This is a genomic window from Yaniella sp. (genome assembly GCF_030453185.1).
Taxonomy (GTDB): domain Bacteria; phylum Actinomycetota; class Actinomycetes; order Actinomycetales; family Micrococcaceae; genus Yaniella.
In genome coordinates this window covers 1-21048 of record NZ_JAKDKW010000011.1, presented here as the reverse complement: position 1 = coordinate 21048, position 21048 = coordinate 1, and the positions used below count along the sequence as shown (strand labels likewise).

The window sequence follows — 21048 nt, the reverse complement described above, 5'->3', positions numbered from 1 at the left end:
GGAAAATCTGAGTGCAACCTGCACTTGAACATACACAGGAGGAATGAACATGGCTCTAGATATTCTTGATCTGCCAGTAGAAACCCGCACCGATTTTGGTAAAGGTGCCGCCCGCCGCGCACGTCGCGAAGGCTACATCCCGGCCGTAGTCTACGGCCACGGAGAAGAACCCCGCCACTTGCTGTTGCCACGCCACGAAGGCTTCCTGGCACTGCGTAACTCGAACCAGCTACTGCGCTTGGTCGAAGGCGACTCCAAAGAAATGGCACTGCCAAAAGACATTCAGCGCAACCCGCTGAAAGACGAAATCAAACACGTTGACCTCATCATTGTTCGACGCGGCGAGCGCGTCACCGTTGATGTGCCACTGGAGGTCATCGGTGAAGTTGCCCCAGAACACACCTACGTTCTGGACGTCAACAGTGTCCCAGTCGAAGCTGATGCACTGGATCTGCCTGACCACGTCACCATTGACCTCACCGACCGCAAGGCCGGCGAACACGTCTACGCACCAGATGTCATCCTGCCAGCAGGCGTGCAGATCGATCTTGACGAAGAGTACCTGGTTGCAACTGTTGACCTGGTCATCGAACAGGATCTGGGCGAAGATACTGATGAAGAAGCCAGTGGAGAAGTTCCAACTGTCGCCGAAGAAAACGCCGAAAAAGAGTAAGACTCCCTTTGGCTACTGCAACAACAGGTGCGCTTGATCCCACCGCCGGCCCGGTGCTGGTGGTGGGATTGGGCAATCCCGGTGACCGTTATGCTGCTACCCGCCACAATATCGGGCACATGGTCGTCAATGAACTCGCCGAACGTAATTCCGAACGTTGGAATGTGCATAAGGCGGGTGCTGCTGTCGCAGAATTTCGGATGGGCATCGGTGGCCCCAAAATCGTACTGGCAAAACCGGCCAACTATATGAACCTTTCCGGCAAGCCCGTCGCAGCCTTATTGAAATTCTTCAAGATCGGCCCCGAAAACCTCATCGTCATTCATGATGAACTCGACATTGAATTCGATATGCTTCGCGTGAAGCGTGGCGGGGGAGAAGGCGGCCACAACGGCTTGAAGTCGACCTCACAGGCCCTGGGGACCAAGGAATATCTCCGCGTCCGCGCGGGCATCGGTCGACCCCCTGGGCGCATGAATGCCGCCGATTATGTTCTGCGCCCTTTCAGTACCGCAGAACAAGAAAACTTGGCACTGCATATCGATAGTGCTGCAGATGCGGTGGAATCCCTTATTGAGCATGGTTTAACCACCACGCAGAATCGGTTCCACCAAAAATAGAAGAAAAAATCGGCGGGGACAGCCATAAGTCTGCACCCCGCCGATCACTGCATCAGACAATGGACTCAGTGTTCCTTTAGCCAAGCTTCGAGCTTCTTGGTCAAACCATTGAGAAACTTCCCAACCTGCGGTTCGGCCAACTGAGCAATCTTTGAACCCATCAAGGGGATCGTTGATTTTACACTGCCTTCGGTTTCTACGACCGTTCCAGAACCATCTTCGGTTGGGTACAGCTTGATTGTGGCAGTTGCTGTAGCTTTCGCCATTGGGACTTTAATCGTCGCATTCGCATCACGAGCGCCGTCGTCAGCTGCCGCAGACCAAGCTTCAGTTTGTTCAATCGCTACGCGACCTTTTGCAAAACGCTGTACAGCAGAGGGTAGCTTGTTGGCGAAGTCCTCGCCGTTGACCGTGCGCTGGATATTTACCGACACGGTGTCGTCAGATGTTGGCTCGTGTGGCATCACAGAGAATTCATCAAGATCGGCGCGGAATGCATCGGCTGCGTATACGTGAAAATCGCGATTTGTGAGTCCGCTGAACACCTGCTTGGGGGTGTACGGGATGGTAGTAGTTTCCTTAAAAGCCATGTGCTTCCTCTCTAATGCTCGCTAGCAGTTGATATTTAAGCGAGTGTAGACGGTGACGCTGTAAAAACAGTTATGCTTGTACGTGCGCCGGATGTGAACATTACCAGGATAGTGGGAAGTTAGATTTGTCTGAAAACGCTGTGTTATCAGGGTTATTAAACCACCTTGAAACCGATACCGCCGTAGCGGCAATGCGGACCTCAATTACCCGAACCGAGCGCACCTCGGACCTTTCCCTTACGCTACCTGACGGCGCAAGAGAAGCTGTCACCGCACTGCTAGCGAAAGCGCTGGATGACTCCGAGTTTTCCACTCCGGTTGTGCTATTAGTGACCGCAACAGCTCGTGAAGCAGAAGATCTGGCGCGCGGTCTGGACTCCTGGATGGATGCCGAGGTCGTTGGGCACTTCCCGTCTTGGGAAACGTTGCCACACGAACGACTTTCACCACGAAGCGACACCGTCGGTGCACGCATGGCGATCCTTCGGAAGCTGGCGCACCCTGGGCGAGACGGGCAAAAACCGCTCAAGATTGTCACCGCTCCGGTGCGGTCCATCGTCCAACCGATTGTCAAAGGTCTAGGAGACCTCGAACCGGTCCTGCTGCAAGCCGGAGAATTTTATAACTTCGAACAAGTCGTCGAGGATCTGGCCAGCGCTGCGTATTCCCGAGTTGATATGGTCTCCCGGCGTGGTGAATTCGCCGTTCGCGGCGGCATCATTGATGTTTTTCCTCCCACCGACGATCACCCATACCGGGTCGAATTTTTTGGTGATGAAGTCGAGGATATTCGCTATTTCTCCATCGCTGACCAGCGTTCGTTAGTGGATACCTCCGAGGATGGATCCGAGACACCGACCAAGATGTATGCATCGCCGTGCCGTGAGCTACTGCTGACCGATGAAGTCCAGCAACGTGCACGGGACCTCCAAGCATCGATGCCGAATGTTTTAGAAATGCTGGAGCCCATGTCTAACGGTGTAGCCGTTGAGGGCATGGAGTCCCTGGCACCATTGGTCACCGACATGGAATCCTTCTTGGAAGTGCTACCGGAAGGCTCTCTCACCGTCATGGTGGAACCTGAAAAAGTCCGGCATCGGGTGGACGACCTGTTGAGCACCAACGAAGAATTCTTAGAAGCCGCATGGGCCGCAGCCGGGGAAGGGCTTGCTGCGCCTGTTGAAAACCAACAGGAAGCCGGAGGCTTCGCCACACTCGGCGATACCCGTACGGTTGCGCTAGAACATGATCAGGGTTGGTGGCAATTTACGGCTTTCGATCACGACGAGACCATAGACGCCACAGCGCTCCGTAGTGGTTTTGCGTCACCCGCACAATTTGCTGGTGACATGACAGCACTGATGGAACACGTTGGGAACCGGATAAAGGACCGGTGGTCCATAGTTGTTGCCACCCACGGCCCCGGCCCGGCACGTCGTCTGGCTGAACTTTTCTTGGAACAAGGTCACACCGCCACGGTGGTCGAGTCGATAGACGATGTGCAGCCAGCCCAGATCCAGGTGACTGCGGCCTCGTTGGGTTCAGGATTCGCTTGGGCTCAGCAGCGCTTGGCCGTGGTCACCGAATATGACCTCTTTGGACGACAAGCTGCAGGAACGCAGCGGGGCGAGCGCCGATCGTTGGCCCGTAAACGGCGGAACGCTGTGGACCCGTTAGCCCTTGAAGAAGGCGATTTCGTGGTCCATAGTCAACACGGAATTGCCAAGTTCATTGAACTACAGCGTCGCAAAGTCGCCGGCGCGCGGTCTACCGCCGGAGAAGAAGGTTACCGAGAATATTTGGTATTAGAATTCGCGCCGTCGAAACGCGGGGGCGCCGGAGACCGGCTGTTTGTTCCGACCGACCAGCTGGACCAGGTATCCCAGTACGTGGGTGGCGATGTCCCGAGCCTGTCGAAAATGGGCGGATCAGACTGGGCACAGACTAAATCAAAGGCACGTCGCGCTACCCGCGAGATCGCGAAAGAACTCATCCAGTTATACTCGGCGCGAATGGCGACATCGGGGCATGCCTACCCGCCGGACACACCATGGCAGGCCGAACTGGAAGAAGCCTTCCCACATATGGAAACGCCGGACCAGCTAACCACTGTTGAAGAAGTTAAACAGGACATGGAAGCTGAAGTTCCCATGGACCGTCTGGTGGCAGGAGACGTGGGCTTCGGTAAAACCGAAGTCGCCGTGCGCGCTGCATTCAAAGCTATTCAAGATGGCAAACAGGTTGCCCTCCTGGTCCCAACAACACTGTTGGCTCGCCAGCACGCAGAAACGTTTACCGAACGTTTTGCCGGGTTCCCCATGACGATCCGTGCTCTATCACGTTTCCAGAAGACCAAAGAGTCGCGTGAGACAGTCAATGGGCTGGCTGAAGGAACCGTCGACATGGTGATTGGCACACACCGACTCCTCTCCGATGAAGTCCAGTTCAAAGACCTCGGGCTTGTCATTGTGGATGAAGAACAGCGCTTCGGTGTAGAGCATAAAGAAAAACTCAAAAAGATGCGTACAAATGTGGACGTGCTGGCCATGACGGCCACGCCAATTCCACGAACCTTGGAAATGTCGATGACTGGCATCCGAGAAACCTCAACCTTAGCGACCCCGCCAGAACAACGCCATCCGGTCTTGACCTACGTTGGTCCATATACCGACAAGCAGATCACCGCTGCCATTCGGCGTGAACTCATGCGAGAGGGTCAGGTTTTCTACGTCCACAATCGTGTAAACACGATTAACAAAGTCGCCGCACGTATCCAGGAGCTCATGCCAGAAGCACGCGTTGCCGTCGCCCACGGGCGGATGGGCGAATCCACGCTCGAAGAGATCATGGTCGATTTCTGGGAAAAAGAATACGATGTGCTGGTTTCAACCACGATCATTGAAACCGGTTTGGACATTGCCAATGCCAATACGCTGATCATCGAGGACGCACACCGCTACGGTCTGTCGCAGCTACACCAGCTGCGTGGACGTGTGGGGCGTGGCCGAGACCGCGCCTATGCGTATTTCCTATATGACTCAGGTAAGCCGCTCAACGAGGTCGCAATGGAACGACTCAAAGCAGTGGCGACCCACAACGAGCTCGGCTCCGGACTGCAATTAGCCCAGAAAGACCTTGAGATCCGCGGTGCAGGGAACCTGCTCGGTGGCGAACAGTCCGGCCACATCGCCGGGGTAGGCTTCGACTTGTATCTGCGCATGGTCGGTGAAGCCGTGGCTGACTTCAAAGGTGAGGAAGACACCTCGCCGGAAGAAGTCAAAGTGGAGCTACCGGTTAACGCGCACCTGCCGCATGACTACATCCCGGGTGAGCGACTACGCCTCGAGGCGTATCGGAACCTTGCCCAAGCTGCTGACGCTGAAGCTGTTGCTGCAGTCGTGGAAGAGCTCCAAGATCGATACGGAAAGCTTCCAGAACCAGCAGAGAACCTCGTGGCCGTGGCAAACTTCCGCAATACTGCTCGCGAATATGGCATCTACGAGGTCATGCTCATGGGCAAGAACATCAAGTTTGGTCCCATGGAATCACTGCCGGATTCGCGTGCCATGCGGCTGAAGCGGATGTACCCGGGCGCTACGCATCGGGCCCCCATGAAAGCTCTTATGGTGCCGCGCCCGAAAACGAAATCAGTGACCGGAAAAGACCTCGTGGACGCAGACCTACTCCAGTGGGCTGGGGACTTCATCGCTCACGTTTTTGGTGAGAACTAAGATGGGTTGTCATCGCGTTTTCGTAAAATGTTCGGCTCTTGTGGAGCGCCGGACAGTAATCGCGCGGTAGGCGTGCTGTTGATCAGGAGCGCCATAAGAAACGACACCACGACAGCCGTACTCAAGCGCCACAGGAAATGCTCGAGGGAATCTTCGCCAAAACCGTGCTGGTACATCCACACCAGCACCAAACCGTGGAGAAACACCACGGGGGTTCCCGTACGTACCAGACGTGAGACCCCAGCTTGAGGTGAGCGGAACTTCTGGAGCATGTCATTGACCCAGGTGGCAAAGACAAGAATGAATCCTACCGTGACCATGATGGCGATCAGCGGCGTCAGAACGGGAGTTCCGAATCCACCAGCCTGAATGAAGTGAGCACTAATGTTGAATGGAACGGTGGCATATAGCGCTACGCCCACTAGGACGAGACCGATGAGTGCTAACACGTGAGAAGAAAATTTTTTGACCAACGGCATCAGAAGTTTGCGCAGTAATTCGCCCACTAATAAATAGAACATGACGGGCCAGGCCAAGCCCAAACGCAATGGAGTATCGACCAGAGGGTGGGTATCCACTGTGCCGTTGCTGACCATTTCTGTGAGGATATATGAAACAACGATCCCGGCGATGGCAACCAGCCACGGGATAAGGCTGCCAAAGCGTTCGAGGAAGCGGCGTAGAATCGTTGCTCCAGCTAGCGTAGTGATGAACCACGCTGCCATCCAGTAGATAGATTGGTCGGAGCCTCCGAGCCAACCAGACTCCAGATGGTCGAAAATCACCTCATGCTGGCCCCATAATGTCACGATAATCCACACAGAGATGATCAGTGACCAAGCCAAGTACGGGATGATCAAGGTATTCCAGCGTTTAGAGAATTCGACCGTGAGGCTGCGTCCCGGGGTAAAGAAAAATCCGGCGAGCATAAAGAATAAGGGCATCCGCCACACGGTCAGCAGTTGATCGTTGGGAAACGAACCGGCATGCCCAACCACAACCATGACAATAGAGAAAACCCTCAGCAGGTCGATTCCAATATTGCGAGGTACTCGAGCGGGGGACATAGACTCGTTTCGGCGGTTAGGCGGCTATCGTCACCCGCAGCGGGCGTTCTCTCGGAACGCCTGATAATACCCGTGCTGCCGGTGACATATTGATGAGAAGACCAACAGCAAACGCCGTCGTCAACGTTATTCCAAACCTTACTAATAAATCACTTAGGGAACTGGAATTCAGTCCGAGGTGGTGCACGAATAACAAGACCAAGCCATGGAACATCACCACGGTTGAGCCGGTTCGGACCAGTCGACCAATGAGCCTGTTCAAAAACTCCGAAGCATGGATCACTCGATTGACACCGGTAGCAAAGATCATGATGAACCCAATCGTCACGGTGATGGCAATCATCGGAGTGACAATAGGCCAACCGAATAAGCCGGCATGCATGTAGTGGGCAGGGACTGAGAAATGCTTGGCGAGTGCCAGCGGCCCAACGATGAGCACGATGCCAATGGACGAGACTCGGACCACGGAGAGCTCTTCGATCGCGGGCATGACTCGTGTTCGAATCTCTTGGCCAATAAGCAGGTAGAAGATGATTGGTAGGCTAATGCCGAGACGCAGCGGCACGTCAACAAAGGGGTTTCCGTCCAGAATATCGGCACGGTCTAAATACACGAAGAGTCTTGAGGTCAAGATACTAGCGGCCCCGACAACCCAAGCTATCCAGCGCGGGAAACGTTCCAGATACCGCAGCATGACGGCCGATATGGCCAAGCTCAGTAAAAACCACGCCGACATCCAAAAAATAGAACGGCCGGTTCCGCCGCGCCATCCCGTAAACAGATGGTGCAACATATCGGTCGGCTCTGACCATTTCACGATGATGACTACGAGTGAAATGACTACCGACCACGCAAGATAAGGAATGACGAGCGTTTCCCAGCGCCGACTCAGTTCAAACCGTAGTGATCTTCCATAAGGGACAAAAAAGAAACCGGACAAGATGAAGAACAAGGGCATCCGCCAGATCGACAGTAGCGTGGAACATTCAAATGATCCGGAGTGGCCCAGTACCACCATGGCAATTGAGAACAGCCGTAGTGCGTCTATGCCGATATTTCGTTGGGGTGTTTTCACAGTCTGCAAACAACACAACAGCACCCGGGGCAACAGACCCCGGGTGCTGTTCTATGTCGTTCTAAAAAATGTGACGACGAATCGTTTACAGGTTTGGAGAATGGGTTTCGTGCGCTCGATCAGTCACAAAATCACTATCGACGGTGTTCGATTTGCCGATGAGCTGTTTTGGAATGAAATAGGCCAGTGAGCACAGCCCGATGACGCCCAGCATTGGGATCCAGACGTTTTCAAACGCAAGTGTATTGAACATGTAGAGCCCACCAATAAACAGCACCGCTGTGATGGAGGCTGCGATTAAGTTACCGGCGGTATTGCCCTGACCGGAGTAATCTACCGGTTTACCGTCACGTATCAAGAGGACACCTCTGTTCTTTCAAAAAGTTCTCGTAGCCAGGATAGCCCGGCGAACGGTGCAAGGATGTGTTGTTAACTAAGAATAGCGTAAGTTGAGCTGGCACCTAGACGGGTTGCACCAGCTTTCAACATGATGAGTGCATCCTCACGGGTGCGGATGCCGCCAGAAGCCTTGACTCCGAGTTCATCGCCCACGGTTTGCCGGAGCAGTGCAACATCTTCGACGGTGGCGCCGCCGGGACCAAATCCAGTGGAAGTTTTCACATAGTCCGCGCCCGCCTCAACAGCTGCTTTACAGGCCAGCACTTTGGCCTGTTCTGTCAGCGCAGCGGTTTCTAAGATGACTTTGACAACGACGTCATGGCCTTCGGCTACTGAAACCACCGCTGAAATATCATTGAGCAGCCGTGTGGTGTCAGCCGATAGCGCTGCTGCCTGGTCGATGACCATATCAATTTCATGTGCACCATTGCTGATAGCTTCGGTTGCTTCAGCCGCTTTAGTCTGTGGTGTTTGGGCACCGGTTGGGAATCCGATTACGGTGCAGACTTTCACCTCGGTGTGGGCCAAGCGAGCAGCTGCGCGAGTTACCCAAATCGGCTGGATGCACACCGAAGCGGTACGAAACTGCGCGGCTTGGTCGCAAAGCTTGTCAATTTCTGAAGCCGTTGTGGTTGGTGACAACAGGGTGTGATCAATTCTTGCGGCCAGTTGATGGGGTGCTAATGCATCTACCTCAGCTGGATTTAACGGTGCAGTATTGGGCACAGTGTCTCCTTATTCGACATTGACAAGGTTGGCAGCGTCTTCACGTAAATCAACCATGGCTGCTTGTACGGTTTCAAACGGTGTATCCGGTGTAGCTGACACTGATACATAACATTTCACTTTTGGTTCCGTGCCGGAGGGGCGAATCATCAATCTGGCTGTGACAAGTCCCTCGGTAGAAAACTCCACCATATTCATAGGACCATATCGTTGTGCTAGTTCCACCTGCGCGTTGGCGTAGTCCACGGCAATTACCGGGCTTTGTTGCGCAAGTTTGAGGGGTGGGTTAGTTCGAAGGTCATCAACGAGTAGAGAACCAACAGAAGGCGACGGCACCTGAACTGATATCTGATCGGTAATGGTGGCACCGACCAGGCCTGTGAGCTCTTGCAAATATTCCACAAGATTGCTGCCTTCAGCTTTTAACTCTGCGGCCAAATCAGCTATGACGACGGCAGCGCTGAGCCCGTCTTTATCATTGACCACGTGTGGTGCCACCGCGTAACCGAGGGCCTCTTCATACCCAAAACCGAGGTTTGGTACGCGGCAAATCCATTTGAAGCCGGTGGGCGTTGTTTCGTGGGGCACACCGTGATGGGCCGCTAACCGGGCGAGTTGTGGAGCTGAAACAACTGAATTGGAGATTGCCAAGTTATTGGCCGCAAGGTAAGGCATGAGCCGGGCGCCCACGAGTAAACCCACATGATCGCCCGATAGCCGCCGCCACTCACCGGCTACCGGCACCGCAACGGCCAGTCGGTCAGCATCAGGATCATGAGCGATAATGAGATCGGTTTCGGGTAGGGAACCCGCCGTCGAGATGGCCAGGTATAAGGCACCGGGTTCTTCAGGGTTGGGAAACGCTACGGTGGGAAATGCTGGGTCTGGATCAACTTGCTGGTCCACCACCGACACCGTGTTGAAACCGGTTGCATCCATCAGCTGACAAAAGACACCCGCACCCACACCGTGCAGCGGCGTATAGACGATATTGAGGGCACTTCGAGCAACAGGTGACGACACACTGCCAAGGAACTGACTGACAGCTTCGACGTAGTCATTGCTGATGTCCTGAGAGATGAGTTCCCATCCGGACGACGCTAGCCTCGGTTGCTCGGTCGTGATATTCCAAGCATGAATATTGGCAGCGATGAGCTGATCGGTTGGTGAAGTAATTTGAGCGTAGGCACCGGTGGGATCGTCGGCACCCAACAGACGTGGCCCGAGGTAGACCTTATAGCCATTATCGCTGGGAGGATTGTGAGAGGCCGTGACCATGATTCCGACGTCTGCGGCCAGGTATTTGAGGGCAAACGCCAACACAGGAGTGGGGGTTGTGGTTGGCATGAGTTTAACTCGACACCCTGCAGCAGTGAAGACAGCAGCGGAGTCGATAGCAAAATCTTTGGACCTGTGCCGTGCATCGTAACCAATCACTACGACCGGTTCGTCCGTGCGTTCGCGCGCAAAATCCGCAATGCCTGCGGCTGCACGTTGGACAACCACCTTATTCATACGAGTGGTTCCGGGGCCCAAGGGCGCACGGAGTCCTGCCGTGCCAAAGGTGAGATATCCGGCGAACCGAGCAGTTAATGCGGCGATTGCCCAATCTTCCTCGCGGCGGGCAGCCGAAATTTCATTGGCCAGAATCTCTGCGTGCTCCGGGTCAAGATCCATCCATGTCTGAGCAGCGGTGAACAGTTCATCCATGCTAAATAGCCCGAATGATGTCGGCTAATAATCGCGAGACGCGAGGTGCCGCGGATTCGCCAGCGGCAATCACATCCTCATGGGAGAGAGGAGCTTCGGTGACGCCCGCGCCAGCATTGGTTACTAGGGACACTCCCAGCACTTCGAGGCCGACATGACGGGCTGCGATGGTGTCCAGGGCCGTTGACATCCCCACCAGGTCGCCTCCGAGTTTGGCTGCCATTTGAACCTCGGCGGGTGTCTCATACTGAGGGCCGGAAAATTGGACATATACGCCTTCGGTCAGGCTGGGGTCCACCTCTTTAGCGACCACTCGCAGTCGTGACGCATACGCGTCGGTCATGTCAACAAATTCCGGCCCTACCAGAGGTGTGGTGCCGGTGAGATTGATGTGGTCGGAAATCAGTACCGGGGTGCCTGGTGCGACCTGTGCGTCCAAACCTCCGCAACCATTGGTCAATACCACGGTGGCAGCACCTGTAGCGGCAATCGTTCGAACAACGTGGGCGACAGCTTGTGCATCACGGTTGGCGTAATAGTGTGTACGCGACCCGAAGACCAAGACATTGTGCCCATTGGGGAGTCGAACGGACGTCACTTTTTGGACATGGCCGGCAACTGAATCGCCAGCCAGCCCCGGAATATCATCAAATGACATCTCCCCGTTGATTTCACCTAAGGCATCGATCGTGTGGGCCCAACCGGAGCCCAGTACGACACCGATGTCATGTCGTGTAACTCCGAATCGGTCGGCAAGGACCTCAGCGGCCTGCCGGGCGAGGTCAAATCCAGGATGGTCACCGGGTAAAAACATGTTTGTATCGCTCACAGCCACTACTGTATCGCCCTGAGACAACGACTTTCGCAATACAACTAGAAACGCCGTAGGGATTGTGCATTCTCAAGCAAAAGAGACCACAATAGATGCGTGAGCACTTTAGAAATTGTCCCTCGTCCCTCCATCACTATTGTCGGCGGTGGCCCCGGCGGTTACGAAGCTGCACTCGTGGCCTCAAAATTTGGTTCCGACGTCACCATCATTGAGCGAAACGGCATCGGCGGTTCGGCGGTGCTAACTGACGTTGTACCGTCCAAGACGCTGATCGCTTCCGCAGATTCACGCCGACGCGTATTGCGTGCGCCGACCCTCGGGCTGGAATTTGACGCCGCATCAGTTCGTTCCAACATAGAGCGAATCGATCGCCGGCTGCTGCGTTTGGCTACTGAGCAATCCGAGGACATTCGTCATGCACTGCAGGCCAACGGTGTACGGATCGTCATCGGTGAGGCCAAACTCGTGGACCGCAATGTTGTTGAAGCCACCACGATGGACGGCAATGTTGAGCAAATCACCTCAGACGCCGTTCTCATCGCCACCGGTGCCACACCCCGTGAACTTGATACCGCCAAACCAGACGGTGAGCGGATTTTCAACTGGAAGCAGCTCTACTCAATGGAGGAACTGCCGGAACACCTGGTGGTTGTAGGCTCTGGCGTGACCGGTGCCGAATTCGCTTCGGCTTACCAATTGCTAGGCTCCAATGTCACGCTTGTTTCGTCGCGCGAAACGCTGTTGCCGGGTGAAGACCCTGATGCGGCCAAAGTGCTCGAGGAGTCTTTTTCTGAAGCCGGCGTAAACGTGATATCACGGACCCGTGCCCAGTCCGTGAGCCGCATTAAAGACGGCGTGCGAGTCGAACTGTCTGGCGGCGGCTATGTTGAAGGCTCACACTGTCTTTTAGCCGTTGGAGGTATTCCTAACACCGATGGCATCGGCCTTGAAGATGTAGGCGTGGACATCACCGCATCCGGTCATATCAAAATCGATGCAGTTTCGCGCACGTCGATGCCGGGCATCTACGCGGCTGGTGACTGTACGGGTCGACTGGCCCTGGCATCCGTTGCTGCGATGCAGGGGCGTATCGCCGTCAACCACTTGCTTGGCGACGTCGTCAAACCGTTCTCTAGTAACCGGGTAGCCTCGAATATTTTCACTTCGCCGGAGATCGCTACGGTTGGCGTTACCGATGCGATGGTCGCCAGTGGGGATTACCAGGTCGATGAGTTTATGATCCCGATGGCTACTAACCCGCGCGCAAAAATGATGAACGTGGATGAAGGGTTCGTCAAAATCTTCGCCCGTCGCGGTTCCGGACACGTCGTCGGTGGGGTCGTGGTCGCACCACAGGCCTCGGACCTGATTTATGCGCTATCGCTAGCCGTAACGCATAAACTACACGTCGACGACCTCGCAGATACCTTCACCATCTACCCGTCACTGACCGGCACCATCGCAGAAGTTGCTCGCCAGATGCACCGTCGAGAAGAGTTCTAGCAAACAAACTCATGCCGTTGTGATCTCGACTACAATCTAAGGCTGTGACATCTTGCCCATCGAGTTGGTACTTATTAACTTAGAGGGCGAGCGTCCAGACACAGTTGGGAGACACCTTGAGCGAAAATATTCTGTGGCAGCCACAAACTGATCAAGTTCAGGCCACGGCGATGTACCAGTTCATGCAGGACATGAATACCAAACACGATCTGGGCATGGAAACGTACCTTGATTTGTGGAATTGGTCGGTCGAAGAACTGGAGGTCTTCTGGACCGAAATCTGGGATTACTTTGACATTATCGGTGAAAAACCAACAGGTCCTATGATCCAGGGCCGCATGCCAGAGACTGTCTGGGCTGAAGGCGCGAAGATCAATTACGCTGAAAACATGCTGCGCCACGCACAGACGATGGGTAACCAAGAAGCCATCGTTGGTCTCGATGAATCACTCAAACGGACTGTGCTGACCTGGAACCAACTCAACGAACAAGTTGGGGCGTTTGCCCATCACCTTCGGAGTATTGGTGTCCGTGAGGGTGACGTCGTCGCCGGCGCGCTACCAAACATCCCGCAGGCCATCGTTGCGCTGCTCGGCACCGCTGCAGTTGGCGCTATCTGGTCGGTTGTGAATGTCGATTTCGGTGTGCCGGGCATCGTCACCAGGTTCAACCAACTCGAGCCCAAGGTACTCATGACCATCGACGGGCTAGAGCTCGGCGGTAAAGTTCGTGACCAAATGAGTGATCTTGAGGGTCTGCTCAGTGAACTCGAAACAGTTACCCACCACGTATTGGTAGAAAATACCAACAGTGGTTCGCGGGAGACAGTCAACGACATCGCTGCACAGTATAAGATCGAGACCGCTTCGTTTACTGACATTATCGCCACGGGTCGGCAACCAGAATTTAACCGCGTCGATTTCTCCCATCCGCTGTGGGTGCTCTACTCATCTGGTACGACCGGAACCCCCAAGGGGATCGTGCAGAGCCAAGGCGGCACCGTCTTAGAAATCGCGAAATCCTTCGGTCTGCATTACAAAGTGCCGCAGGGACAAGCCGTCTATATTTCGACGTCGACCACGTGGATGCTGTGGAACATGCTGGTAGGGATCCTGATAACCGGCGCGAAATCAGTAACCTATTCGGGTGGTGTCTTCGCTGGGGGACCAGGTCGACAGTTCGAGATCCTGGAAAAAGAACAGGTTGCGCTCTTTGGCTGCGGTGCAGCTATCCTGACTGGCGTGCAGGAAGCCGGAATCGTGCCGCAAGACGACTACGATCTTTCGAACCTTACCGACATACTGGTTTCCGCATCACCTCTACCGGCACGAACCTGGCATTGGGTCTATGAAGCGGTCAAATCCGATCTACGACTCCGCTCCGATTCCGGTGGAACTGATGTGTGTTCTGTATTTGTCGGCTCTAACCCGATGGATCCTGTCTATGTTAACGAACTGATGGGTCCGGCACTGGGTGTAGCAGCAGACGTCTTTGACGAATCGGGCAACTCAGTGACCGATGAAGTGGGCGAGCTGGTGATCACCAAACCGATGCCAACGATGCCGTTATATTTCTGGAACGACCCTGAGGGCTTACGCTATCGCGAAGCGTACTTCACCGAAGATCCGCATATCTGGTACCACGGTGACTTCGCGACGCAAACGGATCGACAATCGTTTGTGATCCACGGCCGCTCCGATGCAACGCTGAATCGTGGTGGGATTCGCATGGGTTCCAGCGACCTGTATCAAGTAGTAGACGCCCTCGATGCAGTGTCTGCCTCCATGGTGATTGGTGCTGAGCTGGAGGACGGCGACTATTATATGCCGCTCTTCGTGGTGCCTTCAGACCCGGACATGCCTGCCGACGAACTCAAAGACCAGGTCGTACAAGCTATCCGGACCGAATTGTCGCCCCGGTATGTACCCGATGAGATCATTATTGCTCCGGGTGTCCCCATGACCAAGACTGGCAAACTCATGGAGGTCCCGGTTAAGCGCGTCTTGCAGGGTATGGCCGCTCAAAAGGTGTCGAAAGAAACTGCAGCTGACCCATCGGTGCTGCAGTGGTACCTCGACTACGCCCAAGAATACACCCAGCATTAGAGCCATATATTTACAGCGTAGGGTGCGCTACCGATACTAAAACAGTAAGGCCCGGGCACATAGAATGTGCCCGGGCCTGTGCATTGAAGATCTGATCACCAATGCATAGTCGTTAGCGTTGACGCTGGACCTCATCGACGTCGAAATTCGCTAGCGAGCGGTATTTCGTTTCTGGACTCAGTGCCAAGAAGATCAAGGTAATGGCCGAAGCCGCAGCCAAGTAATACCCCACATACGAGACATCGAAGGCGCCCATCAACCAGGCAGCGATGAATGGTGTCAGTGCTGCACCCAAAATGGAGGAAACGTTGTAGGCAATACCGGAACCGGTATACCGAGTTTCCGTGGGGAACAACTCTGGCAGGATGGCAGACATCGGCCCAAAGGTGAGACCCATCAGAGACATCCCAACGATCATGAACACAATCATACGTGCGGAGTTCAGAGTACCGTCGTCGCTGATAATGACATCGGCGTTGAGCCACCATCCGAAGAGCAAGCCAAAGACGATCATGAGTGCAGTAATAACCAGCATGGTCGGCTTGCGACCAAACTTGTCTGCAAGGAAGCCCGAAACCGGTACGAACGCAGCGAAGAACAGAATCGAGATCAACTGGATGACCAAGAAATCGTTATACGAAGTCCCGAGACCACCGGTATCGGCGGAACCAATCGCATAGGACAGAACCCAAGTGGTCATCAGGTAGAACAATACGTATGTTGCATACATGATGAAGGTACCCAGGATCAGTTCCCACCAGTTTTTGGCGAAGACATCTTTCAGCGGGGCCTTTACCCGCTCATCCTTGGCGACGGCTTGCTTGAAGACCGGGGTTTCTTCCAACGAGAGGCGCACCCACAGGCCAATCGCAACCATCACGATCGAGGCCAAGAACGGTACCCGCCATACCCAGTCGATGAAGACGTGGTCAGCACCGTGGGTGGCGGAGTCGTAACCAAAGGCCAGTGTCAGGATGAGGAAGAAACCATTGGCCAGCAGGAATCCGAACGGTGCACCGAGCTGAGGCCACATGGCGGCAGATGCACGTTTACCTGGTTTGGCTGTTTCGGTAACCAGCAGTGCTGCACCGGACCATTCGCCACCGAGACCAAGACCCTGACAGAAACGCATGATGGTCAACATCGCTGGTGCCCATAGCCCAATCTGGAAGAACGTTGGCAGCAGACCAATAATGAAAGTTGCGATACCCATGGTGAGTAGCGCACCGATCAGCGTTGCTTTACGGCCGATACGGTCACCCATGTGTCCGAAGATCACGGAGCCTAGTGGGCGAGCAACGAAGGCTGCACCGAAGGTAGCCATGGACGCTAGCAGCGCGGTTTGGGGATCTCCACCGGGGAAGAAAATAAGGGGGAAGATCGACACGGCCGCTGTGGCATAAATATAGAAGTCATAAAATTCGATGGTGGTGCCTACTACGGAGGCCAGGATGATCTTCCACCGGGCTACGCCCAGATCCTCATCCTTGACGCCATGCGAAGTCTCTGTGGGTTGCGTTGACATCGAGAGTACTTTCGTGATGGTTATGGAAACAATGCAGGTGACGTCCAGTTTATTGTGACCTGGACGTCACCTGTGAAAACAACCTAAGTGTATAGGCCGGATTACTGAATCGTCAAAGACGGCGGCTTTGTTACCCCTCGATGGTAGCCAGGCGAGCGCCCGCATTGACGGTAGCACCTGGTTCGGCGGTGAGCTCGGTGATCTTGCCGGCTTTATGTGCGGTGATGGGTTGTTCCATTTTCATCGCCTCTAACACCAGAATTAGGTCGCCGACAGAGACATCATCGCCCACTGCAGCTCCCATTTTTACGATAGTGCCCTGCATTGGTGAGGTAACCACGTCTCCGGAAACACCAGCCGCACTCGCTCCGCTTGCTCCGGTGGCGCTGCGTGGCGCACGACGACGCTTCGGTTTGGACTCAACCGCTGCGATGCCAGACAATGAATCCGGCAGCGTGACTTCAACGCGTTTACCGTTGACTTCAACCGTGACGAGGCGACGTTGCTGTTCGTCATCCGCATCCATCGCCGGTGAGGTGACCTGAGGTTGCAGATCATTAATAAAGTCGGTCTCGATCCAACGAGTGTGCACGGTAAACGGACCATCGGCAGGCAATTTCTGACCGGGCTGGTCGAGTTCTGGGGCAAAGTTGGGATCTTGGATCACTCTGCGGTGGAATGGCAATACCGTCGCGAGCCCGGCAATACGCATTTCAGTCAATGCGCGGTGCGACCGCTGGAGGGCTTCCTTGCGGTTCTTGCCAGTCACAATCAGTTTGGCAACCATCGAGTCAAACGCCCCGGAAATTGTTTCGCCTTCTTCGATGCCGGTGTCAATGCGGACGCCGGGCCCGCCAGGGAGACGCATTTTAGTGATAGTTCCCGGGGCTGGCATGAAATTCTGGCTTGGATCTTCGGCAGTAATTCGGAACTCAAAGGAGTGCCCATCAACTGTGGGGTGTTCGTATCCAAGGAGCTCACCGCGGGCAATGCGGAACTGCTCGCGAACCAGGTCAATACCAGTGACCTCTTCGGAAACGGTGTGTTCGACTTGAAGACGAGTGTTGACTTCCAAGAATGAGATCATACCGTCTTGACCAATGAGGAACTCGCAGGTTCCGGCACCTACATAACCGGCTTCCTGGAGCAACGCCACTGAAGCGTCATAGAGCTGTTGTTCTTGGTCTTCGCTGAGAAACGGAGCGGGTGCTTCTTCCACCAGCTTCTGGTTGCGCCGTTGCAGGGAACAGTCACGAGTAGAGACCACCACAACGTTGCCATCTTTGTCCGCGAGGCATTGCGTTTCAAGATGGCGTGGAGCGTCGAGGAAACGTTCGACGAAACACTCACCGCGACCGAAGGCGGCAGTAGCCTCACGAACTGCGGATTCATAAGCGTCAGGAATTTCGGAACGTTGGCGGACTACCTTAATCCCGCGCCCGCCACCACCATGAGCCGCTTTGATGGCTAATGGCAGTCCAAATTCATCCGCGAAATCTATGACCTCTTGAGACGACTTGACCGGATCTGGGGTCCCGGGAGCTAACGGCGCTCCTACTGTGTGGGCAATGTGGCGAGCTGCAACTTTGTCGCCCAATGAATTGATAGCAGCAGGAGGTGGACCAATCCACACGATCCCGGCATCGATGACTGCTTGAGCAAATTCAGCATTTTCTGCAAGGAAGCCATAGCCCGGATGGATGGCGTCGGCACCTGAATCTTTAGCAGCGCGGAGTACCTTATCGACAGACAGATAGGTATCGGCAACGGTGTCACCGTTAAGGGAGAATGCGTGATCCGCCAAGCGCACATGCATCGCGTCGCGGTCCGGGTTCGCATAGATGGCGACTGCCTCGAGTCCTTCATCTTGTGCGGCTCGGATAATGCGGACCGCGATTTCACCTCGATTGGCGATCAATACCTTCGAAAACGATCGGTAGATCATCGAGGATGACGCAGTGGTCATGGACATAGAAACTATTCTCCTTGGTTGGGACGTTGACCCGGATGTCAGTCGATGAGGCCATTGTAATCGAAGCCATCTAAAGCAGCTTAGGACGAATCCGTGGGAAACATACAGAATGACGCACGGTGCGCCGCTAAACTGCTCCATACGTTGTAGGAAACCTACAAAAATGTGGTTTATTCGGTAGCAGTCCAGAGCGGGGTGAGAGCAACCCCTAGGCGATCTAACATTTCGCGCACTGCCCTCAGAGACAAACCAAGGACTGCGTTCGGATCTCCGTCGACACCCGCTATCATGGTGGCTCCGTGCCCCTCAAGGGTAAACCCGCCGGCGACGAACAGGGGTTCGCCGGTGGCTACGTAGTCATCGATGACTGAGTCGCTCACATTGGCGAACGCGACGGTGGCACTGACCGTTTCTTGTACGATTCGTTGCTTGCGGCCCCCGAGCACGGCGATGATTGTGTGGCCGCTATGCAGGATGCCGGCTTTGCCGCGTTGTGCTCGCCAGCGTTCTATCGCGACATCAGGGTGCTGGGGTTTACCGTAGGCGTGGCCTTCGAATTCAAAGACTGAATCAGCTGCGATGATATAGGTGGGCCCGTCGGGCAGCGTATCGCGGAGGAGCATGTTGGAAACCGCATGAGCTTTTGCTGTTGCCAGTGCTTGCGCCTGGACACGCGGTTCTGGGACGTCGGTGACCAGTGCTGCCTCATCAATGTCGGCAGCGAGTTGGGTAAAGGGTATGCCAGCGCGAGTTAAGATCGCCGCGCGAGACGTCGAGGCGGAGCCGAGTAGTAGAGTTACGCTCATCGAAGTGCTTTCTGTAGTGTGTCCAAACCCATGGACCCGAGTTCCAGGGCGCGGGTGTGGAAAGTTTTCAGGTCGAAGCCTGGCTCCTTCTCGTGTTCTGCCCGAATGTTCTGCCAGATCCGTTTGCCTACCGCATAGCTCGGAGCTTGGCCGGGCCAGCCCAAATAGCGCGTGAATTCAAAGTCCAGTACCTGTGGGGTTTCGTTGAGGTGTGCTTGCAGGAATCGATAGCCGGTTTCCAGATCCCAGACGCCACCGCCCCACGACTTAGGGGCAACAAAACCGCAATGGAAGCCGATGTCGAACACGACACGAGCCGCACGCATCCGCTGGGCGTCCAACATGCCCATATAGTCACCTGGGTCGTCTAGATAGCCCAACTCCTTCATGAGGTCTTCAGCATAAAGCGCCCAGCCTTCTCCATGGCCCGAAACCCAAAGCCAGTTGCGACGCCAACTGTTCAGCTGCTCGGCGTTCATCATGGTTGTGGCAATCTGCAAGTGGTGCCCGGGCACGCCTTCATGGAAGACGGTGGTGGTTTGTTGCCACGTTGTGAAGGTGTCTTCACCTTCGGGTACCGACCACCACATCCGCCCGGGACGTGTGAAGTCCGCCGAGGGGCCTGTGTAGTAGATCCCCCCGTCCTGGGTCGGAGCAATCATTGCTTCTACTTTGTCCATCGGTGGCGGGATGTGGAAATGTTGTCTCATATCCTCGATGGTGGAGTCTGAAAGCTTTTGCATCCATGTTTGCAACGCCTGGGTTCCGTGGAGTTGTCGCTGTGGCTCAGCAGTCAGCAACACGCGTGCTTCGTCAATGCTTGCACCACGTCGAATCGTTTCGGCTACTGCTGCTTGTTCTGCGGTGATGCGATCTAGTTCGTTTAGGCCCCACTGATAGGTCTCTGCCAAATCAATGTGCGCGCCCAAGAATTGTTGGGATGCCAGCTGATAATAGTTTTGACCTACGGGGTCTCCGCTGCGCGCGTTGCCGTGGAGATCTTCTGCCAAATAACGTGAAAAATCAGCGTACGCTTGTGCCGCCGCTGTCGCGCCACGCTCGAGTGCACTACGAAGTGAGGGTGACACAGCACTTGCCTGACTGACGAGGTCGGTGAAGAAGTTATCTGCTGCAGCCTTCGACTGGACAATGCATGCTTCGATCTGACGAGCCGTGGGTGGGTGCCCCGCGGCTGTGGCCGATGCTAAACGCTGCTGGTAACTCGACAGTGCAGGACCGACGAGTGCGAGACGAGCAGCAATATTGTTCCAGTCCTCAGCAGTGGCTGTTGGCATGAGGTCGAACGTGGAGCGGATATCTTGAACCGGAGACGCGATGTTATTCAGGTCGACGACACCGGTGGCGTGGAGCTGTCGTTCCACGACCAAGCGCTCTGCCAGAGCATCTTTGGTGATCTGGTCATCGGCACTTTCAATCTCCAGATCGTCTAGCCGTGCTAACACGCCAGCATTGACTGTATCGAGATCGTCGGCGGCTTCTTGGGAATAGTCGGGCATCTTATCGGCATACTCGCCAAGCCCTATTTCAGAGGCGGTGACCGGGTGAAACTCTGCAAGGCGAGCAGCGTACTGTTCTGCCAGTGCATCGATGGGAGATCGTGACATGCATCCATTCTAGTGATGGTCACTTGGATGTGGCTGCTGTGCTGTTTGGGGCGTTTCAAGCGCTCACTGATATAGGTGTGGAAATACCA

Annotated in this window: 16 protein-coding genes; 5 read left to right on the top strand and 11 right to left on the bottom strand. The window is 55.0% G+C overall.

Annotated features, from left to right (window positions below):
- The first annotated feature begins 49 nt into the window (after positions 1-49).
- Positions 50-673, top strand: coding sequence for a 50S ribosomal protein L25/general stress protein Ctc (locus L0H14_RS03155; protein ID WP_301416953.1), 624 nt, complete (start codon positions 50-52; stop codon positions 671-673).
- A gap of 8 nt (positions 674-681) precedes the next feature.
- A complete protein-coding gene (pth, locus tag L0H14_RS03150; protein ID WP_301416955.1) occupies positions 682-1293 on the top strand; it encodes an aminoacyl-tRNA hydrolase in 612 nt (203 codons plus the stop codon).
- A gap of 65 nt (positions 1294-1358) precedes the next feature.
- Here pth and L0H14_RS03145 read toward each other — a convergent pair whose 3' ends face one another.
- Complete coding sequence (locus tag L0H14_RS03145) at positions 1359-1883, bottom strand: DUF2505 domain-containing protein (RefSeq protein WP_301416958.1); 525 nt, start codon at positions 1881-1883, stop codon at positions 1359-1361.
- Between the two features lie 191 nt (positions 1884-2074).
- Between L0H14_RS03145 and mfd the strand changes: the two genes are divergently transcribed.
- Positions 2075-5614: a transcription-repair coupling factor gene (gene mfd, locus L0H14_RS03140; protein ID WP_301416986.1), complete on the top strand. Its 3540-nt coding sequence runs from the start codon at positions 2075-2077 to the stop codon at positions 5612-5614.
- Here the strand turns inward: mfd and L0H14_RS03135 are convergent.
- The 6 genes from L0H14_RS03135 to L0H14_RS03110 form a co-directional block, all read right to left on the bottom strand.
- Positions 5611-6681 (bottom strand): acyltransferase, encoded by a 1071-nt coding sequence (locus L0H14_RS03135; protein ID WP_301416960.1) that lies wholly within the window; start codon positions 6679-6681, stop codon positions 5611-5613. The genes mfd and L0H14_RS03135 overlap by 4 nt on opposite strands.
- 16 nt (positions 6682-6697) lie before the next feature.
- A complete protein-coding gene (locus L0H14_RS03130; RefSeq protein ID WP_301416962.1) occupies positions 6698-7756 on the bottom strand; it encodes an acyltransferase family protein in 1059 nt (352 codons plus the stop codon).
- Between the two features lie 85 nt (positions 7757-7841).
- A complete protein-coding gene (locus L0H14_RS03125; RefSeq protein ID WP_301416964.1) occupies positions 7842-8114 on the bottom strand; it encodes a hypothetical protein in 273 nt (90 codons plus the stop codon).
- A 71-nt stretch (positions 8115-8185) separates the two neighbouring features.
- Positions 8186-8881 (bottom strand): deoxyribose-phosphate aldolase, encoded by a 696-nt coding sequence (deoC, locus tag L0H14_RS03120; RefSeq protein WP_301416966.1) that lies wholly within the window; start codon positions 8879-8881, stop codon positions 8186-8188.
- Between the two features lie 9 nt (positions 8882-8890).
- Positions 8891-10591, bottom strand: a complete 1701-nt coding sequence (locus L0H14_RS03115; protein ID WP_301416968.1) for a phospho-sugar mutase — start codon at positions 10589-10591, stop codon at positions 8891-8893.
- Between the two features lies 1 nt (position 10592).
- Positions 10593-11405 (bottom strand): purine-nucleoside phosphorylase, encoded by an 813-nt coding sequence (locus L0H14_RS03110; RefSeq protein WP_301416988.1) that lies wholly within the window; start codon positions 11403-11405, stop codon positions 10593-10595.
- Between the two features lie 114 nt (positions 11406-11519).
- On the opposite strand from L0H14_RS03110, the gene L0H14_RS03105 reads away from it, so the two are divergent.
- A complete protein-coding gene (locus L0H14_RS03105; protein ID WP_301416971.1) occupies positions 11520-12926 on the top strand; it encodes an NAD(P)H-quinone dehydrogenase in 1407 nt (468 codons plus the stop codon).
- 116 nt (positions 12927-13042) lie between these two features.
- Positions 13043-15031, top strand: coding sequence for an acetoacetate--CoA ligase (locus L0H14_RS03100; protein ID WP_301416973.1), 1989 nt, complete (start codon positions 13043-13045; stop codon positions 15029-15031).
- A 112-nt stretch (positions 15032-15143) separates the two neighbouring features.
- On the opposite strand, the gene L0H14_RS03095 is transcribed toward L0H14_RS03100, so the two are convergent.
- From L0H14_RS03095 to L0H14_RS03080, 4 genes are all read right to left on the bottom strand, one after another.
- Positions 15144-16556: an MFS transporter gene (locus tag L0H14_RS03095; RefSeq protein ID WP_301416976.1), complete on the bottom strand. Its 1413-nt coding sequence runs from the start codon at positions 16554-16556 to the stop codon at positions 15144-15146.
- Positions 16557-16686: 130 nt separating this feature from the next.
- Positions 16687-18528 (bottom strand): biotin carboxylase N-terminal domain-containing protein, encoded by a 1842-nt coding sequence (locus L0H14_RS03090; RefSeq protein ID WP_301416978.1) that lies wholly within the window; start codon positions 18526-18528, stop codon positions 16687-16689.
- Between the two features lie 170 nt (positions 18529-18698).
- Positions 18699-19334 (bottom strand): nucleoside triphosphate pyrophosphatase, encoded by a 636-nt coding sequence (locus L0H14_RS03085; RefSeq protein WP_301416980.1) that lies wholly within the window; start codon positions 19332-19334, stop codon positions 18699-18701.
- Positions 19331-20959 carry a DUF885 domain-containing protein gene (locus tag L0H14_RS03080; protein ID WP_301416982.1) on the bottom strand — a complete coding sequence of 543 codons (1629 nt, stop codon included), beginning with the start codon at positions 20957-20959 and terminating at the stop codon, positions 19331-19333. The genes L0H14_RS03085 and L0H14_RS03080 overlap by 4 nt, the downstream gene beginning before the upstream one ends.
- Between the last annotated feature and the right edge of the window lie 89 nt (positions 20960-21048).